General features: G+C 69.0%; 17 protein-coding genes. 7 read left to right on the top strand and 10 right to left on the bottom strand.

The genetic code is table 11. From position 1 onward, the window contains the following. Window positions 1-92: 92 nt before the first annotated feature. The 3 genes from BLU81_RS22270 to rfbB all read right to left on the bottom strand — a co-directional run bounded on the left by BLU81_RS22270 (window position 93) and on the right by rfbB (window position 2,728). On the bottom strand, window positions 93-767 hold the full coding sequence (locus BLU81_RS22270) for a hypothetical protein (protein WP_092546441.1): 675 nt from the start codon (window positions 765-767) through the stop codon (window positions 93-95). A 120-nt stretch (window positions 768-887) separates the two neighbouring features. Next, window positions 888-1,751, bottom strand: a complete 864-nt coding sequence (gene rfbD / locus BLU81_RS22265; protein ID WP_092546440.1) for a dTDP-4-dehydrorhamnose reductase — start codon at window positions 1,749-1,751, stop codon at window positions 888-890. After that, entirely contained in the window at window positions 1,751-2,728 is a 978-nt protein-coding gene (gene rfbB, locus BLU81_RS22260) for a dTDP-glucose 4,6-dehydratase (RefSeq protein WP_092546439.1), read from the bottom strand. The genes rfbD and rfbB overlap by 1 nt, the downstream gene beginning before the upstream one ends. Before the next feature lie 45 nt (window positions 2,729-2,773). Here rfbB and rfbA point away from each other — a divergent pair, with 45 nt between their 5' ends. The 4 genes from rfbA (at window position 2,774) to BLU81_RS22240 (ending at window position 6,858) form a co-directional block, all read left to right on the top strand. After that, window positions 2,774-3,628 carry a glucose-1-phosphate thymidylyltransferase RfbA gene (rfbA, locus tag BLU81_RS22255; RefSeq protein ID WP_092546438.1) on the top strand — a complete coding sequence of 285 codons (855 nt, stop codon included), beginning with the start codon at window positions 2,774-2,776 and terminating at the stop codon, window positions 3,626-3,628. Continuing rightward, window positions 3,625-4,236 (top strand): dTDP-4-dehydrorhamnose 3,5-epimerase, encoded by a 612-nt coding sequence (rfbC, locus tag BLU81_RS22250; protein ID WP_092546437.1) that lies wholly within the window; start codon window positions 3,625-3,627, stop codon window positions 4,234-4,236. Before rfbA ends, rfbC begins: the two co-directional genes overlap by 4 nt. A 192-nt stretch (window positions 4,237-4,428) precedes the next feature. Continuing rightward, window positions 4,429-5,925, top strand: a complete 1,497-nt coding sequence (locus BLU81_RS22245; RefSeq protein WP_092546436.1) for a sugar transferase — start codon at window positions 4,429-4,431, stop codon at window positions 5,923-5,925. A 15-nt stretch (window positions 5,926-5,940) separates the two neighbouring features. Beyond that, window positions 5,941-6,858 carry a glycosyltransferase gene (locus BLU81_RS22240; RefSeq protein WP_092546435.1) on the top strand — a complete coding sequence of 306 codons (918 nt, stop codon included), beginning with the start codon at window positions 5,941-5,943 and terminating at the stop codon, window positions 6,856-6,858. On the opposite strand, the gene BLU81_RS22235 is transcribed toward BLU81_RS22240, so the two are convergent. Both BLU81_RS22235 and BLU81_RS22230 read right to left on the bottom strand, forming a co-directional pair. Further along, window positions 6,805-7,515 carry a hypothetical protein gene (locus BLU81_RS22235; RefSeq protein ID WP_157751733.1) on the bottom strand — a complete coding sequence of 237 codons (711 nt, stop codon included), beginning with the start codon at window positions 7,513-7,515 and terminating at the stop codon, window positions 6,805-6,807. The genes BLU81_RS22240 and BLU81_RS22235 overlap by 54 nt on opposite strands. Window positions 7,516-7,524: 9 nt before the next feature. Then, window positions 7,525-9,219, bottom strand: a complete 1,695-nt coding sequence (locus BLU81_RS22230) for an FAD-binding dehydrogenase (protein WP_231954806.1) — start codon at window positions 9,217-9,219, stop codon at window positions 7,525-7,527. 341 nt (window positions 9,220-9,560) lie between these two features. On the opposite strand from BLU81_RS22230, the gene BLU81_RS22225 reads away from it, so the two are divergent. Continuing rightward, window positions 9,561-10,646: an AAA family ATPase gene (locus BLU81_RS22225; protein WP_197686350.1), complete on the top strand. Its 1,086-nt coding sequence runs from the start codon at window positions 9,561-9,563 to the stop codon at window positions 10,644-10,646. Then, a complete protein-coding gene (locus tag BLU81_RS49925) occupies window positions 10,643-10,831 on the top strand; it encodes a hypothetical protein (protein ID WP_197686349.1) in 189 nt (62 codons plus the stop codon). The genes BLU81_RS22225 and BLU81_RS49925 overlap by 4 nt, the downstream gene beginning before the upstream one ends. A 28-nt stretch (window positions 10,832-10,859) precedes the next feature. Here BLU81_RS49925 and BLU81_RS22220 read toward each other — a convergent pair whose 3' ends face one another. Beyond that, complete coding sequence (locus BLU81_RS22220; protein ID WP_092546432.1) at window positions 10,860-11,228, bottom strand: VOC family protein; 369 nt, start codon at window positions 11,226-11,228, stop codon at window positions 10,860-10,862. A 63-nt stretch (window positions 11,229-11,291) separates the two neighbouring features. On the opposite strand from BLU81_RS22220, the gene BLU81_RS22215 reads away from it, so the two are divergent. Next, a complete protein-coding gene (locus tag BLU81_RS22215; RefSeq protein WP_092546431.1) occupies window positions 11,292-11,750 on the top strand; it encodes a MarR family winged helix-turn-helix transcriptional regulator in 459 nt (152 codons plus the stop codon). 60 nt (window positions 11,751-11,810) lie between these two features. Here the strand turns inward: BLU81_RS22215 and BLU81_RS22210 are convergent, their stop codons facing one another. Genes BLU81_RS22210 through BLU81_RS22195 form a run of 4 tightly spaced genes read right to left on the bottom strand, consistent with a single transcriptional unit; the run spans window position 11,811 to window position 15,423 of the window. Further along, window positions 11,811-12,629, bottom strand: coding sequence for a polysaccharide deacetylase family protein (locus BLU81_RS22210; RefSeq protein WP_231954699.1), 819 nt, complete (start codon window positions 12,627-12,629; stop codon window positions 11,811-11,813). A 45-nt stretch (window positions 12,630-12,674) separates the two neighbouring features. Continuing rightward, window positions 12,675-13,334, bottom strand: coding sequence for a polysaccharide deacetylase family protein (locus BLU81_RS22205; protein WP_092546429.1), 660 nt, complete (start codon window positions 13,332-13,334; stop codon window positions 12,675-12,677). Continuing rightward, window positions 13,331-14,170, bottom strand: coding sequence for a glycosyltransferase (locus BLU81_RS22200; RefSeq protein ID WP_092546428.1), 840 nt, complete (start codon window positions 14,168-14,170; stop codon window positions 13,331-13,333). The genes BLU81_RS22205 and BLU81_RS22200 overlap by 4 nt, the downstream gene beginning before the upstream one ends. Continuing rightward, window positions 14,167-15,423: a glycosyltransferase family 4 protein gene (locus tag BLU81_RS22195; RefSeq protein WP_092546427.1), complete on the bottom strand. Its 1,257-nt coding sequence runs from the start codon at window positions 15,421-15,423 to the stop codon at window positions 14,167-14,169. Before BLU81_RS22195 ends, BLU81_RS22200 begins: the two co-directional genes overlap by 4 nt. Between the last annotated feature and the right edge of the window lie 245 nt (window positions 15,424-15,668).

The following is a 15,668-nucleotide window of genomic DNA, read 5'->3' as shown; positions in this document are numbered from 1 at the left end:
CGACCTCCCAAGCTGCTGTTCGAGACATATCCGTGCGCTGTCACGGGTGTCTACACCCGATGGTCGGATCTGGTTCGGATGCGGGGCTGGCATTACCGACTGCCGGCTCGGGCGGCGGAGCGAAAGGCCGCCAGTGCTTCCTGTACGAGGGTGCCGTTGGTGGCCGGGTGGGGTAGCCGGCTCAACAACACCTGAATGTCGGCTATCCGGCCGCCGATGACAGTGATCTCGAAGAACCCGATCGGCCCGCGAATCGTCGTATCTCGCTGGATGGGGGCGGTTGCTGGTGGATCGGCGTGCCGCGTCGCCATCTCGTACCGGTCGCGCCGGTGCTGAACATCGGCGAGCATGTCCGCTAGGTCGGGATAGTGCCGCCGGTTCAACCGGAGTCTCTCGTCCACCTCTTCGGCAATCCTGTCGTCCCCGCGGATGGAATCCGCCCAGTCGAGCGCCTCGAGTTGCGCGGACATGGTGGCGTGCATGGCGTTGCCATACGCCTCGAACAGCGCTGCGCCCAGATGCTCCCGAGGAAGGCGGGCCTGCCAGCGCGCGTCGACAGTGATGTCGGTGACCAGTCCCTCAGAGCTGACGGTGATGGTGACCGTGCCCGTCTCGTCATGCCCGTCGAATGCCGGTGCGGTGGTTCTGACCGCACTCAGGTCATGGTTCAGAGTGCGCAGGTCGATGAGGGCTCTGCGGAGACCCGCAAGCGAATCCGATTCCCGCTCCGCCGGGCGGCCCGCACGGTAGGAAGATCGATCGACCACGCCTCACTCCCCGTTCCCTTCCGCCGGCCCCCGCACAGATCCACGGCATGCTACATATCGATCGAGAGTGATCACTATTCTTTTGACGTGTAGTCGACCGTGCGGAGCGGATCGCGGGACTCAGGAGGGTGTGGGCTGGAGGAGCCGGGGCATCGCCTCGGTGAGCTGGGCGCGCCAGTGCGGGAGTGGGGGGACGCCGGTCGACGGCCAGCGGGAGTGGGACAGGACGCTGTAAGCGGGGCGGCGGGCGGGGCGGGAGAAAGCGGCGCTGGTGGTGGGCCGGACGCGGGCGGGGTCGAGTCCGGCCTCTTCGAAGACGGCCTGGGCCAAGCCGAACCACGTGGTGGAGCCGGCCGCTGTGCCGTGGTAGGCGCCGGGGGCGGCGCGACCGTCGACTGCCGCCCGGGACAGGGCCACCAACTGCTCGGCCAGGGCGTACGACCAGGTGGGTGGTCCTTCCTGGTCGTCGACGACGTCGATGTGCGGGCGGGTGGCGGCCAGGTCGAGCATGGTGCGGACGAAGTTGCGGCCGTGTTCGCCGTAGAGCCAGGCGGTGCGAACCACGTATCCGCCGTTGGCCAGGACGGCCCGCTCGCCTTCGGCTTTGCCGCGGCCGTAGGCGTTGACCGGCTGGTGCGGGGTGTCCTCGGGGTAGGGCGTGCGGGCGGAACCGTCGAACACGTAGTCGGTGGAGACGTGGACGAGCCGGTTACCTGCCTCCGACGCGAGCAGCCGGACCGCGTCGCCGTTGACCGCGGTGGCTTGCTTCTCGTCGGTCTCGGCCCCGTCGACGTCGGTCCAGGCCGCGGCGTTGATGACGATGTCGGCTTCGGCGACCGCGGCGCGGACCTGAGCCGGCGAGGTGATGTCCAGGTCGGTGTGCCCGGCGGCGATCACCGCGGTCTCATCGTGGGCGGCCAGGACGCGCTGCAGGTCCCGGCCGAGCATCCCGCCGGCCCCGGTGACGAGCCACCGTGTGGGCATCAGAGACCGGCTCGCGACTTGAGGGGTTCCCACCACTGGCGGTTCTCGCGGTACCACGTGACGGTCGAGGCGAGGCCCGGCTCCAGGGCGACTTGGGGGACGTACCCCAACTCGTTCTGGATCTTGGTGATGTCGAGGGAGTAGCGGCGATCGTGGCCTTTGCGGTCGGCGACCGGGCGGACCATGTCCCAGTCGGCTCCGCACGCGGACAGCAGCAGTCCGGTCAGGTCGCGGTTGCTCAGTTCGGTGCCGCCGCCGATGTTGTAGACCTCGCCGGACCGGCCCTTCTCCAGGACGAGCTGGATGCCGCGGCAGTGGTCGGCCACGTGCAGCCAGTCGCGCACGTTGCCGCCGTCGCCGTAGAGCGGGACCGGCTTGCCGTCGAGCAGGTTGGTCACGAAGAGCGGGATGAGCTTCTCGGGGAACTGGTGCGGGCCGTAGTTGTTGGAGCAGCGGGTGACGACGACGTCCATGCCGTGGGTGCGGTGGGCGGCGAGGGCGAGCAGGTCCGATCCTGCTTTCGAGGCGGCGTACGGCGAGTTCGGCGCGAGTGGCCACGTCTCGGTCCACGAGCCGTCGTCGATCGAGCCGTAGACCTCGTCGGTGGACACGTGGACGAATCGGGGTACCCCGGCGGTTCGGGCGGCGTCCAGCAGGATCTGGGTGCCGAGCACGTTGGTGGCGACGAACGGCACCGCGCCCGAAATAGACCGGTCCACATGTGATTCGGCGGCGAAATGCACGATCACGTCATGCCCGGGAAGCAGTGAAAGAAGAAGATCAGAATCGGAAATGTCGCCCTGCACAAACCGCAGTCGGGTATCCGACAGCGGCAGGTTGGCGCGATTACCAGAATAGGACAACAGATCCAGAACGGTCACCGATGATCCGGCCGCGCTGGCGTATTCGTCCTGCAAGAGGGCCCGGACGTAGGCTGATCCGATGAAACCGGCACCACCGGTCACGAAAATCTGCACGACTGGCGAGTGTAGACGGTCGCCCACCCCGTCTAGGGTCGCCCAGTGCGTGGAATTCTGCTCGCCGGTGGGACAGGCTCGCGACTCTGGCCGATCACCATGGCGATGTCCAAACAGTTGATGCCGATCTTCGACAAGCCGATGATCTACTACCCGCTCGCCACTCTGGTATCCGCCGGGATCCGCGAGATCCTGGTGATCACCACCGATGAGGATCAGCCGCATTTCCAGCGGTTGCTCGGTGACGGGAGCCGGTTCGGGCTGGAGCTGACCTACGCGGTCCAGCCCCGGCCGGACGGGATCGCCCAGGCGTTCCGGATCGGGGCCGCGTTCATCGGCGATCAGCCGGTGGCACTGATCCTGGGCGACAACCTCTTCCACGGGGTCGGGAACTTCCAGGAGGCGGACGGGGGCCGGGTCTTCGCCTACCCGGTGGCTGATCCGGAGCGGTACGGCGTGGTCGAGTTCGACGACGACGGTCACGTGCTGTCGATCGAGGAGAAACCCGAGAAGCCCAAGTCGACGTACGTGGTACCGGGCCTGTACTTCTACGGCCCGGACGTGGTGAGCATCGCCGAACAGCTGGTCCCGAGCGCCCGCGGCGAACTGGAGATCACCGCCGTGAACGAGGCCTACCTGCGGCAGGGCCGCCTCGACGTGACCGTGCTGGACCGGGGCACCGTGTGGCTGGACACCGGCACGTTCCAGTCGATGGTGCAGGCCTCGGAGTACGTCCGGGTCATCGAGGAACGGCAGGGCCTGAAGATCGGCTGTGTCGAGGAGGCGGCCTGGCGCCGGGGCTTCATCACCGACGACGAGTTGCGGGTGCTGGCCGAACCGTTGCTGAAGAGTGGTTACGGGCAGTACCTGCTGCGGCTGCTGGACGGGGGACTGCGATGAAGATCCGGCCGCTGACGATCGAGGGCGCTTTCGAGATCACCCCGGTTCAGCACGGGGACGACCGGGGCCGGTTCTTGGAGTGGTATCGGTTCGACCGTTTGGCCGAGGCGGTCGGGCATCAGCTCGACCTGGCTCAGGCCAACCTCTCCACGTCGGCGCGGGGCGTGGTCCGCGGCATCCACTTCGCCGACGTACCGCCCGGTCAGGCGAAGTATGTGACCTGTGTGGCGGGCGCGATCATCGATGTGATCGTGGACCTGCGGACCGGGTCGCCGACGTTCGGGTCGTGGGAGGCGGTGCGCCTGGATGACGAGGACCGGCGCGCGGTCTACCTGGCGGAGGGGCTGGGGCACGGCTTCTGCGCGCTGAGTGAGGGGGCGACGGTGGCCTACCTGTGCTCGTCGACCTACCGTCCCGGCCACGAGCACGGCATTCATCCCCTTGATCCGGAGCTGGGCATTGCCTGGCCGGTGGCTGAACCCGTACTGTCCGCCAAGGACGCCGCTGCACCGTCGCTGGCGGAGGCCGGCGTCAATCGCATGTTGCCTCAGTACGAGGTTTGCAACGACTTTGTCAAATCGCTGAGTCAGATTGGCGACAGTCGATGATTTCAGTGCCGGTCTGTCCGACTTGGACAGCTTGCGACCCATCGGTTCCCGGCATCATCCGAAACGGCACGCGTGTCGAACGGAAAGCTGTAGCGCGGCCTCCGACACATTGAGAGTCTGTCTCATGTGTCCTGTGGGTTTCGCCACGGGGAAGTTCATGAATCGGTTGAAGCCGCTGATGGGGGCAAAGGCGTGCGAACAATTGAATCCCTGGAGACCGTCGACCTGGCGGCGACGGCCTCCCAGCTCAAATCCCGGTCCCGGGCCGGTGCGGCCCGGACCGGGTGGCAGAGCCGCTACAGCCTGTCCCTCTACCTCATCGATTTCGTCGTCGGCCTCAGCGCGGCCTCCTGGGCGCTGCTGCTCAGGTTCGGCGCGCCCGGCGCCGCTCCGGAACAGCGCGACTACCTTCTCCTCACCGCACTTCTGCCGATCGCCTGGATCGCATGCCTGGCGTTCAACCGAGCGTATGAACCACGTCACCTCTTTGTAGGCACCGAGGAGTACGCCCGGGTATTCCGCGCCGGTTTGGCGCTGACCGCCGCGCTCGCCATTGTCTCGTTCGCATTCGACCTGCGCCTGGCCCGCGGATATGTGCTGATCGTGATGCCGCTGGCGATCCTGGTCGACCTGGGCGCCCGTTTCGTCTTCCGGCAACGGCTGCACCGGGCCTGGGCCAAGGGCCGCCGCCTGCAGCGGGTGGTGCTGGTCGGGCACGAGCGAGCCGTCGTCGACATGACGCGCCGGCTGAGCAGAGAGCGCTACCACGGGCTCGGCGTCATCGGCGCCTGCCTGCCGCCCGGCCCGCCCCGGACGGTCAGCCCGCCGGGGATGCCGCCGGTCTACGGCACCTTCGACGACGTCGCCACCGCCGTCGCCCGGTCCGACGCCGACACCGTCATCGTGCTGTCCTGCCCGGAGATCGACGGCCCGGCCCTGCGCCGGCTCGCCTGGCAGCTGGAACGCGGCGAGGTCGACCTGATCGTGGCCAGCACCCTGGTCGACGTGGCCGGGGACCGCACCACCATCCGGCCCGTCGACGGCCTGCCGATGCTGCACGTCGAGCACCCACGGCTCAAGGGCAGTGCCCGTGTCGTCAAGGAGATCTTCGACCGGGTCGGCGCGATCAGCCTGCTCCTGCTGGCCTCCCCGGTGCTGGCCGTGGTGGCCGCCCTGGTCCGGTTCGGGCCTCGCGGCCGTGGCCCGGCGATCTTCCGGCAGGAGCGGGTCGGCCGGGACGGCAAGCCGTTCATGCTCTTCAAGTTCCGCACCATGCAGGTCGACGCCGAAGCCCGGCTCTTCGAACTGGGCGACCTCAACGACACCGACGGGTCGCTGTTCAAGATGCGCGAGGACCCGCGGATCACCCCGGTCGGCCGCTGGCTGCGCCGGTTCTCCCTGGACGAACTGCCACAGCTGGTCAACGTGGTCAAGGGGCACATGTCGCTGGTCGGCCCGCGCCCGCCACTGGCCAAGGAGGTCGCCACCTACCCGGCCGACATGCGCCGCCGTCTCGTCGTCAAACCCGGGCTCACCGGCCTGTGGCAGGTCTCCGGCCGCTCCGACCTGTCCTGGGAGGAGTCGATCCGGCTCGACCTCAGCTATGTCGAGAACTGGTCGCTCGCCATGGACCTGGCCATCCTCTTCCGCACGGTCAGCGCCGTGGTGCGCAGCTCCGGCGCGTACTGAACAAGGAGTTCTCCAGTGATCGCCGTTGTGGTCGTCACCTACAACAGCCAGCGCCTGCTCGCGGACCTGATCGACTCGCTCGGCCCAGGGCTGGACGGAGTGGACTGGCACCTGACAGTGGCCGACAACGACTCCGCAGACGACTCCGTCGCCGAGGTCTTACGGCTGAAGCCCGATGCGACGGTGGTCGAGATGGGACGTAACGCCGGTTATGCGGCCGGGATCAACGCCGCAGTCGCCAAGTCCGGCCCGTACACCGCGATCCTGGTCCTCAACCCCGACGTGCGCCTGACCCCCGGCTGTATCCACCCGCTGCTGGAAACGCTCCGCAAGGACGGGACCGGCATCGCGGTGCCGCTGCTGACCGACGGCGACGGCGAACTGATCGAAACCATGCGCCGCGAGCCCGCCATCCGTCGCGTTCTCGCCGACGCCTTCCTCGGGGCCGGCCGCGCCGGACGGATCGGCACCCTCGGCGAGATGATCACCGACCCCGCCCGGTACGGATCGGAGACGGTCGCGGACTGGGCCGAGGGTTCCACCCAGCTGATCAGCGCCGACTGCTGGAACGCGATCGCACCCTGGGACGAGTCGTTCTTCCTCTACTCCGAGGAGACCGACTTCGCACTGCGCGCCCGCGACGCCGGTTTCGCCACCCGTTTCACCCCCGTCGCGCGCGCGGTCCACCTGGAAGGCGACTCCAAGGTCTCACCCGGCCTGTGGGCCCTGCTCACGATCAACAAGGTGCGCCTGTACGGCCGTCGCCACCACCGTCTGGCCACCACGGCGTTCTGGGCTGCACTGCTGCTGCGCGAGACCAGCCGGGCGGCTCTCGGCAAAGCCCCCAGCCGCCGTGCCGTCCGTTTCCTGCTCAGCCCGTCACGGCTGCGGGAGACCCCCGGACCGCACACCGTGCACGGCCGTCAGGCGTGACAGCTCGTACTCGGTGCCGATAGCCGAACGGCGGCCGGGCTGCGCGCGGTACTCCTCGATGACGGCGGCCAGGAACGCGGCGTCGATGCCGGTGGTGGTCAGCCGGGTGGGGTCGAAGTGGCGGGCCCCGTGCCGCGCGACCAGCTCCGGCCGGGCCAGGTCCAGCCGCAGCTGGTGCGGGTTGCCGGCCGTGGCCGGGGCACCCAGCGCCTCCCAGGGGATCACCGACGACCCGAGCAGGTGGACGTCGGCGATCCCTTCCGGGCGCAGCCGCACCCCGAACCGGCCCAGCGCGAACAGCCACAGGACGGCCAGCGCGACGATCCAGAACACCAGGACGATCACGTTGTCCCCGGCCATGCCGAGCGTCCGCGTCCCCAGCACCGTGTAACCGGCGGCGGCCAGGACCGTGCCCGGATGCACCGGAACGTCGAAAGTGTTCTCGTCCGGTCGCGCCACCAGCCGCCGCGGCCGGTACGAACGTGTGCCGGCGACCGCGAACAACGCCACGGCCAGCGGCAACGCGGTTCCCAGGAGCATCGACCCGGTCCCGCCGCCGGTCCTGCGCATCACTTCGATGACGAGGGCGGCCGACAGCGCGACGGCCACCACCACACCCCGTCGCCGGTCCACCCACTCCAATACCGCGTTCGTCACGGCCCCAGCCTAGGACCCCGTCGCCGCGGCCGCCGCCCGCCCGGCGGCCCGCCCGGAGAAGAGGCAGCCGCCCAGGAACGTGCCCTCCAGCGATCGATAACCGTGCACCCCACCGCCACCGAAACCGGCCGCCTCACCCGCCGCGTACAGCCCCGGCACCGGAGTGCCCGCCGCGTTGAGCACCTGACCCTGCAGATTGGTCTGCAACCCGCCGAGCGTCTTGCGGGTCAGCACGTTCAGCTTCACCGCGACCAGCGCCTCCGCGTCCGTGCTGAGGAACCGGTGCGCCGCCGCGGTCCGCCCGAGCACGTCACCCGGATAGGACAGCGCGTTCCGGATGCCCATCACCTGCGCGTCCTTGCTGTACGCGTTGTCCATCTCCCGGTCCCGGGCCTCGATCTGCCGGGTCAGCGCGTCCAGTTTGATCAGGTTGTTGCCGGCCACCCGGTTCATCCCGGCCACCAGCTCGGGCAGAGTCGCCGCCTTCACGAAGTCCGCACCGTACTGCTGGAACTTCTGGATCGGCCCCGGCGTCTGCCAGATCCGGCTCAACAGCAGCCACAGGTTCTTGTTCGTCAGGTCCGGGTTCTGTTCCGAACCGGACAGGGCGAACTCCTTGTCCACGATCTTCTGCGTCGTGACGAACCAGGAGTAGTCGTACCCGGAAGCGGTGATCGAACCGAGAGTGTGCAGCGTGTCGTACCCCGGCCAGTCCGGCGCCGCGAACCGTTTCCCGGTCGCGTCGAACCACATCGACGACGGCCCCGGCAGGATCCGGATGCCGTGCCCCGGCCAGATCGGATCCCAGTTGCGCAGCCCCTCGGTGTAGTGCCACATCCGGTCCGGGTTCACCACCCGCCCACCGGCGGTCTGCGTGATCGCCAGCATCCGGCCGTCCACATGCGCCGGCACGCCAGTGATCATGGTGGTGGGCGCTTTACCGAGTCGGGCCGGCCAGTTCTGCCGGATCAGGTCGTGGTTCGCCCCGATGCCGCCGGACGCCACGATCACCACCGGCGCTTTAAGATCAAAACTGCCGATCGCCGTACGGGAACTCGGCTTGCCCCGGGCGACGGTGCTCGCTTCCAGGATCGCCCCCCGCACGCCGGTGACCGCGCCGTTCGTCACCACGACCTCGTCGACCCGATGCCGGAACTTGAACACCACCTTGCCCGCCGCCACCCCCGCCCGGACCTTCTTCTCGAACGGTTCCACGATCGCCGGCCCGGTGCCCCAGGTGACGTGGAACCGGGGCACCGAGTTCCCCGGCCCGTCCGCGACCCCGCCACCACGCTCGGCCCAGCCCACCATCGGGAACCACTGCAGCCCCAGCCCCGCCAGCCACGACCGTTTCTCCCCGGCCGCGAACTGGACGTAGGCCTGCGCCCACTTGTAGGCCCAGTAGTCCTGCCCCGCCGGATCGGTGATCCCCCGGTCGAAACCGGCCGTCCCCAGCCAGTCCTGCCAGGCCAGGTCGTAGCTGTCCCGCACGCCCATCAGCCGCTGCTCATCGGAGTCGACGAAGAACAGCCCGCCGAACGACCAGAACGCCTGCCCACCCAGGCTCGCCTCCGGCTCCTGATCGAGCAGCAGCACCTTACGCCCGGCCGCGACGAGCTCCGCGGCGGCGACCAGCCCCGCCAGCCCATGCCCGACAACGATCACATCCGCGTCGGCAGCGGCCGCCGCCCCGAAGGCGGGCACCCCGGCCGCTTGAGCGACCGTGGCCCCCGCAACGACCCCACCGGCCACCCCGATCGCCTGCCGACGACTGATCCGCGCAGACCCTGACTGTTCCACGAGCCCTCCCGACCGACCCCTGTGCGGCCCCTCACTGGACCCACACTGGACAGAAATCGAAACAGGCCGATCCCTCCGCGCGGTAGTCGCCGACCGCCAACGTCCCGGCGTCCTTTTGTCGCCCACCGACCCTTGCGAACAGCGACGGCGGGCGGTGTGGTGAGCGGACGGCGGCGTCAGAGCAAGAGCAAGCCGTCGCGGAGGCCGCTGGTGGGCTGTACTTCGCCGCCACCGAGGCCACCGAGGTGGAGTCGCTACGCCTGTTCAGTGAGGCGCTCACCCGGCACACCCGGAAGGTCGCCGAAGTGCCCTTCCGGGACTGGAACGACGCGATAGCGCACCTGTTCCGCAGCTTGAGCGACGGCGGCCCGACCATCGTCGTGATCGACGAGTTCCCGTTCCTGGTGAAGGCGTCACCGGCGCTGCCGTCGATCATTCAACGCGAGGTGGGTCCCGGCGGCAGCGGCCGAGCGAGTGCGGTCCGGCTGGTGTTGTGCGGATCGGCGATGGCCGTCATGGGCGGTCTCCTGTCCGGGCAGGCACCGCTGCGGGGCCGGGCGAGCCTCGAATTGGTGGTCCAGCCGTTTCGCTACCGGGAGGCGGCCGACTTCTGGGGTATCACCGATCCCAGGCTCGCCGTCCTGGTCGGCGCGGTCGTCGGCGGAACCCCGGCCTACCGGCACGAGTTCACCCAGGGCGATGCTCCCGCCGCGATCGACGACTTCGACGCCTGGGTGGTCCGGACCGTCCTGAACCCGCAGACTCCACTGTTCCGGGAGGCGCGCTACCTACTGGCCGAGGAGTCCGCCATCCGTGACCCCGCCCTCTACCACTCGGTGCTGGCCGCGATCGCCGCCGGCAACAACACCAACGGCGGCATCGCCGGTTACATCGGCCGGCGAGCCGATCAGATCACGCATCCGCTCACCATCCTGAAGGACTGCGCGCTGATCGCCCGCGACCCGGACATGTTCCGGCCCGGCCGGGCGCGGTACCGGATCGTCGAATCGCTGATCACCTTCTATCAGGCGATCATGCGAAAGCGCTGGGCCGAACTGGAGATCCACCGGGCCGACCAGGTCTGGGCGACCACCCGGCAGACCTTCCCACCCAGGTCGTCGGCCCGAATTTCGAAGCCGTGTGCCGGGCCTTCGCCCTGGAGTCCGGTGGCGCCCTGTTCGCCGAGCAGCCCGCCGGGGTCGGCTCCGGCACGGTCAACGACGCCACCAACCGCACTCAGATCGAGATCGACGTGGTCGCGCTCTCGCCCCAGCAGCCGAACAGCCCGCGCCGCGTCCTCTCCCTGGGCGAGGCCGAGTGGGGCCAGGTGATCGGCCACCACCACCTCACCCGCCTGGAGAGGGCCCGCTACCTGCTGCGCCAGAAGGGCTACGACACCGAAGCCACCAAGCTGACCCTCTACGGCGGTGCCGGCTTCACCTCCGACCTGAAGGCCGCTGCCGCCGGGAACGCCGACATCCTCCTGGTCGACCTCGATCAGTTGTACGCGTCCTGAGCACCGAACGCGGGTAGCGGCGGGTGTGTCAGGCGCGGTCGTGGAGGGTGATGTGGTAGCCGTCGGGGTCGGCGAAAGTGAAGGTGCGGCCGAACGGGCCGTCGATCGGGGCGGTGACGATCGGGTGGCCGTCGGTGGTGAGGGCGTCGTGGATGGCCTGGACGTCGGTGGCGTGGAGCCAGATCGCCGCGCCGATGCCCGGCTGGCTGACCGACGCGAGATCGGTGCCGGGCACGATGCTGCGCAGTGCGAACGCGATCGGCTTCGTCTCGAACACCACGGCGTGCGGCGGCCCGGCCGGTGAGCGGACCAGGCCGAGGTACTGCTCGTAGAACGCCTGCGACGCGTCGAGGTCGCGAGCCTGCAGGGAGATGAAGTCGGGGCCGGTGACGGGCATGACGAAGCTCCTTCGGTTCGTGTCAGTTTACTGACATGCACCAAGCTATGTCAGACTGCTGACATGAGTCAAGACGAGCCCGGCATCGACCTGGAGACCTCACTGGGCTACCTGCTGAAAGAGGCGTCGAGCGCCCTCCGGGTGGCCATGGAGGCGGTGCTGCGCCCGCTCGGAATGACCGTGACGCACTACTCCTGCCTGGAACTGCTGGCCCAACGCCCGGGCTTGTCGAACTCCGAACTGGCGCGGGGCGCCTTCGTGACGAGGCAGTCGATGAACGTGCTGCTGCAGACCTTGGAACGAGACGGGTACGTGACCAGACCGGCCGAGGCCCCGGTGGGAAAGGCCCTGCCCACCCGGCTCACCCCACGAGGCCGCCGAAGCCTGGCGAAGGCCACCGCGGCGGTCCGCTCCGTCGAGCTCCGCATGCTGACCGGCCTGACCGAAGCCGACCAGTCAGCCGCCCACACCCTCCTGCAGAGCATGATCCGCTCCCTGAGCAGCCCTCACCAAAACGACTAAAGGCACCAGAACGGAACCTGCTAGCCGTGCCCACCGCTTCAGCCCGGAACCGTCCCCACGCTAAGCGGGACGAGGCATGTAATCCTCGAGTAGAGCGGGAGTGAGACCAGCCCGATGAATGGCTTTGAGAGCGTTCACGAAATCGGCCCGGAACGCCTCGCGGAAGTGCATGAGGATGATGTCGCCGGGCTTGACGCCCTTCGGGCCCTGATAGCGCACCTTCCCCTTGTGGACGGTCTCGGTCCACATGAAGGCGGCTGTCATCCCGCAGGACTTGGCTGCTCGGAGCGTGTTGTCGTCCTTGTTGCCGTACGGCGGGCGGAACAGGGTCGGGCGCCGGGTGTACCACTGTTCCAGCTTGTCCGCCGAGCCACAGATCTGCCGTTTCTGGAATTCGAAGGACTTGCCGCGCATGTTCGGGTGGCTGATCGTGTGTGATTCGATCACCGCTCCGGCGTCGACCATCGGCTTGAAATAGTCCGGGTCGTCCTTGACCGCGTCGGTGGTCAGGAAAAGGGTCACCGGGACGCCGGCGGCGGCGATCAGCTCCTGTGCTTCGGGGAGTTTGAGATAGCCGTCGTCGATGGTCAGGAACGCCACTTTCTGGGTGGTGGGGATGCGGTGCAGGTATTCGACGGAATCGCCGCCGGCCAGGGTGATCGGCTCGGGTGACGGGGCGTCCGCGAAATCGGGGATGCCGTGTTTCGCGCGCATGGCGGCCCGGGTCTGGTCCGGGGCGGGTGCGGCGGCGGACGACGGCCCGGAGGCGGGTGGCACCCAGGACGCCGAGGTGGCCGGTGACCCACCGTTAGTGCAGGCGGCCAGTGCCATGACGATGCCGGCGGCGGTCAGTGTCCGAGAAGTCCTCGCATTCCACACCTGGGTGATCTTGCTAGACCCGGTGTGAAGTGCGGGTGAAGAGGGCTACCTAAGTCGTTTGACCAGCCCGATCGCTTCCAGCTTGAGGCGGCGGAGAGCCGACGGGCCGTCGATTGCCTCCGCACGCAACGTTTGCGGAGTGTCATCGTTACGGACGGTGAAGCGCGGCTGCAGCCAATCCGAGGCGCGGGCGGGGCGGCGGTCACTGGTGAAGACGCGGGTGTAACCGAGGCGCCGCATCCGGGTGAGCAGGGTCCGGTCGTAACGGCCGAGCGGGCACGCCGCCGTGCTGACGTCAGCGCCGACGACCTTGGTCAGGCGTTCGCGGGCGGCGACCAGTTCCTCGTCGGCGGCCGCCGGGGAGAGCCCGCGCCACGGGATGTGGCGCATGCCGTGGGTGCCGACGGTCATGCCGTTGCGCTGCAACGATCGCACCGCGTCCTCGTCGAGGCTGCCCGCGCTGTCAAGGCGGCCGGCCAGCACGAAGAAGTCGGCGGTCAGGCCACGGGCGAGCAGGGCGGGCAGACCGAACTCGACGTCGGAGGTGTTGCTGTCGTCGAAGCTGATCCGCAGGCCGGGCCAGTCGCGGATCTCGTCGAGCACGGCTTCGAACTGATCCGGGGTGATCCAGTACCGGGCCTCGCCGGGTTCGAGTTCGCGCTGCGGGGTGCCGATGCCGTGGAAGCAGACGTTCCGGATGGTCATGATGTCCTCGAGGATTCGTCGCGGCCCCAGGCGGTGCCGCCGTCGCCGGCGCGTTTCGCGGACCAGGCCGCGGTCACGGTGATCGCCACGTAACAGGCGGCTGCCGGAGCCAGCCACGGGCGGGGCAGGACCACGTCGCGTAGCCAGGACGAGCGGTCGGCGGGGCGGACCGGCACGGTGATCTCGCCCCGGGCGGCGGCCGCGCGCATCGCGGTGTTGCCGCCGCGGACCCGGACCAGGCGGCGGATCAGGTCGCCGGTGCGCCGCGGGGTGGCGATCGTCGCGGTGTACTCGTCGAGATGGGCCTTCTCCTCGCGGGCGAACTGCGAGTCCAGGTAGAGGTCGTCGGCGACGAGTTCCGGGAACCGGCCGAACCGCGCCCGGCCCTTCTCGGAGACCGCGACGACACCCCGCCCGAACAGCCCGTCCCGCAGCACCGGCAGCCGTCCGTGGATCGCGTAGTACGCCCGGACCAGCACCGGGCGCCCGGTGACGTCGAGTTCCCGGCCGACGGTGGCGGCGGGGGAACTCTCCAGCGCGGTGGCCAGGGACCGGACGGCCGCACTGCTGAGCACCACGTCGGCGTCCAGGTAGACGCGGGGGAATCCCACGGCGGCGTCGTCGCCCGCGTTCAAGGCGGCCGCTTTGCCGGCCTTCTTCAGATCGACTGTTCGTACGCCGGGGCGAAGCGCTGCCACGGCGGCCGTGTCATCGGTGCAGCCGTTGGCGACGACGGTGATGTCGAACTCGCCCGGCGCCGTGTCGGCGAGCAGCGCGTCCAGGCAGCGCCCGATGACCGCCGCCTCGTTGTGGGCGGCGATGACGATGCTGGTCATCGGTGCCTCTCCGGGGCCGGCATCGAGCTGCCGGAACGCTGCCGGGGGATCGGGGCCGGCGGGAGGCGCTTGGCGAGGAGACGCTGGAAGACCGCGGCGTACGGTCCGGCCTGGTGCTCCCAGGAGAGCTGCCCGAGGAACCGCTCGCGCCCGAGTTTGCTCATCTGCCGCCGCCGGTCCGGGTCGTCGAGCAGCGTGTCGAGGGCTTCGGCGAACTCCTCGGGGGCCCCGGTCGGCACGTAGGCCCCGGCGTCCCCGAGGGTGGCGCGGGTCTCGGTCAGGTCGGCGGCGACCACGGGCAGGCCACGGCCCACGTACTCGACGGTCTTGGCCATCGTCGACAGGTCGTTCATCCGGGTCGGCAGGTCGGGCTGGACCGCGATGGTGGCCGACCGCAGCAGTTCGTCGACGGCGGGGCCGTCGAGCCAGCCGGTGAACTCGACGACGTCCTCGACCTTGCGCTCGGCGGCGAGACGGCGCACCGACGGCATGCTCTCGCCGTCCCCGGCCAGGATCACCTTCCAGCCGGTCCGGCCCCGTCGGCGGGCCAGTTCCTCGGCGGCCAGGACGACACCCTCGACGTTGTCCTGCGGGCCGAAGACACCGAGGTAGACGATCTTGTGAGGATCGCCCTCCACGTACTGGAAAGGCGCGATCTCGCGGGCGGCCGGGCCGTTGCGGACCACGATGACCTTCGCCGGGTCGACGCCGCGCCGGACCGCGTTGTCCTTGAACGACTCGTTGGTGGCGACCACCTCGGTGGCGGTGCGCAGGGTCAGCCACTCCATGGCGACGAGTGTCCGCATCGCCCACTTGTTCGGTGTCTCGGAAGCGCCGACCCGGGAGGCGTAGACCTCCGGGCTCAGGTCGTGGTGGTCGAAGACCCAGGGCCGGCCGAGGGCCCGCAGCAGCAGCGCGAGCGGCCAGTAGACGTCCGGCGGGTTGCAGACCTGCACGGCGTGCGCGCGCCCGGCGAGGATCTCGCCGATCAGCCGGATCGCGATGCAGAACAGGGACCAGCCGAACTCGACGGCGTAGGTGAGCACCCCGCCGCCGTAGATCCTGACCGGGTACGGCTTGAGCCGGGTGTCGCGGCTGCCCGGCAGGACGCGCAGGTCCTTGTCGCCGCGGGGGGCGATGACCGTGACGTCGAAGCCCTTCTCCTCCAGGGTCAGGCACTCCCGGATGACGCGGCGGTCCCGTTCGGCCGGCAGGTTGGCGATGAGGATCGTGACGTGCGGTTTCCCGGCCATGGTGTCGTCCGTCTCCTTTGGTCACTCCGAACCTGACGACAGTGCTGGATCCGAACGGGGCTCAGCAACCGGCCGTCCGGACCACCCGCGGGTCATCCTTTCAATGATGAGCATCGAGATGCCACGACTTCCGGGGTAAAGCCCGAATCGCACTTCTAACCGCATAATGCGGGATTGTCGGTACATCGTGGACGGTACTTGTCGGGGTATGGCCGAATTTGTGCTTTCGCTGGCACGACATTGAC

The sequence above is a fragment of the Actinoplanes derwentensis genome, from assembly GCF_900104725.1.
Taxonomy (GTDB): Bacteria; Actinomycetota; Actinomycetes; order Mycobacteriales; family Micromonosporaceae; genus Actinoplanes; species Actinoplanes derwentensis.
This window is presented reverse-complemented; position numbering and strand designations above follow the sequence as displayed.

What these genes read in the sequence shown, in the direction of transcription:
- rfbD (WP_092546440.1), bottom strand. Translation starts at nt 1,751, where the DNA reads ATGCCCACACGGTGGCTCGTCACCGGGGCCGGCGGGATGCTCGGCCGG.
- rfbC (WP_092546437.1), top strand. Translation starts at nt 3,625, where the DNA reads ATGAAGATCCGGCCGCTGACGATCGAGGGCGCTTTCGAGATCACCCCG.
- BLU81_RS22220 (WP_092546432.1), bottom strand. Translation starts at nt 11,228, where the DNA reads ATGCCCGTCACCGGCCCCGACTTCATCTCCCTGCAGGCTCGCGACCTC.
- BLU81_RS22215 (WP_092546431.1), top strand. Translation starts at nt 11,292, where the DNA reads ATGAGTCAAGACGAGCCCGGCATCGACCTGGAGACCTCACTGGGCTAC.
- BLU81_RS22205 (WP_092546429.1), bottom strand. Translation starts at nt 13,334, where the DNA reads ATGACCATCCGGAACGTCTGCTTCCACGGCATCGGCACCCCGCAGCGC.
- BLU81_RS22200 (WP_092546428.1), bottom strand. Translation starts at nt 14,170, where the DNA reads ATGACCAGCATCGTCATCGCCGCCCACAACGAGGCGGCGGTCATCGGG.
- BLU81_RS22195 (WP_092546427.1), bottom strand. Translation starts at nt 15,423, where the DNA reads ATGGCCGGGAAACCGCACGTCACGATCCTCATCGCCAACCTGCCGGCC.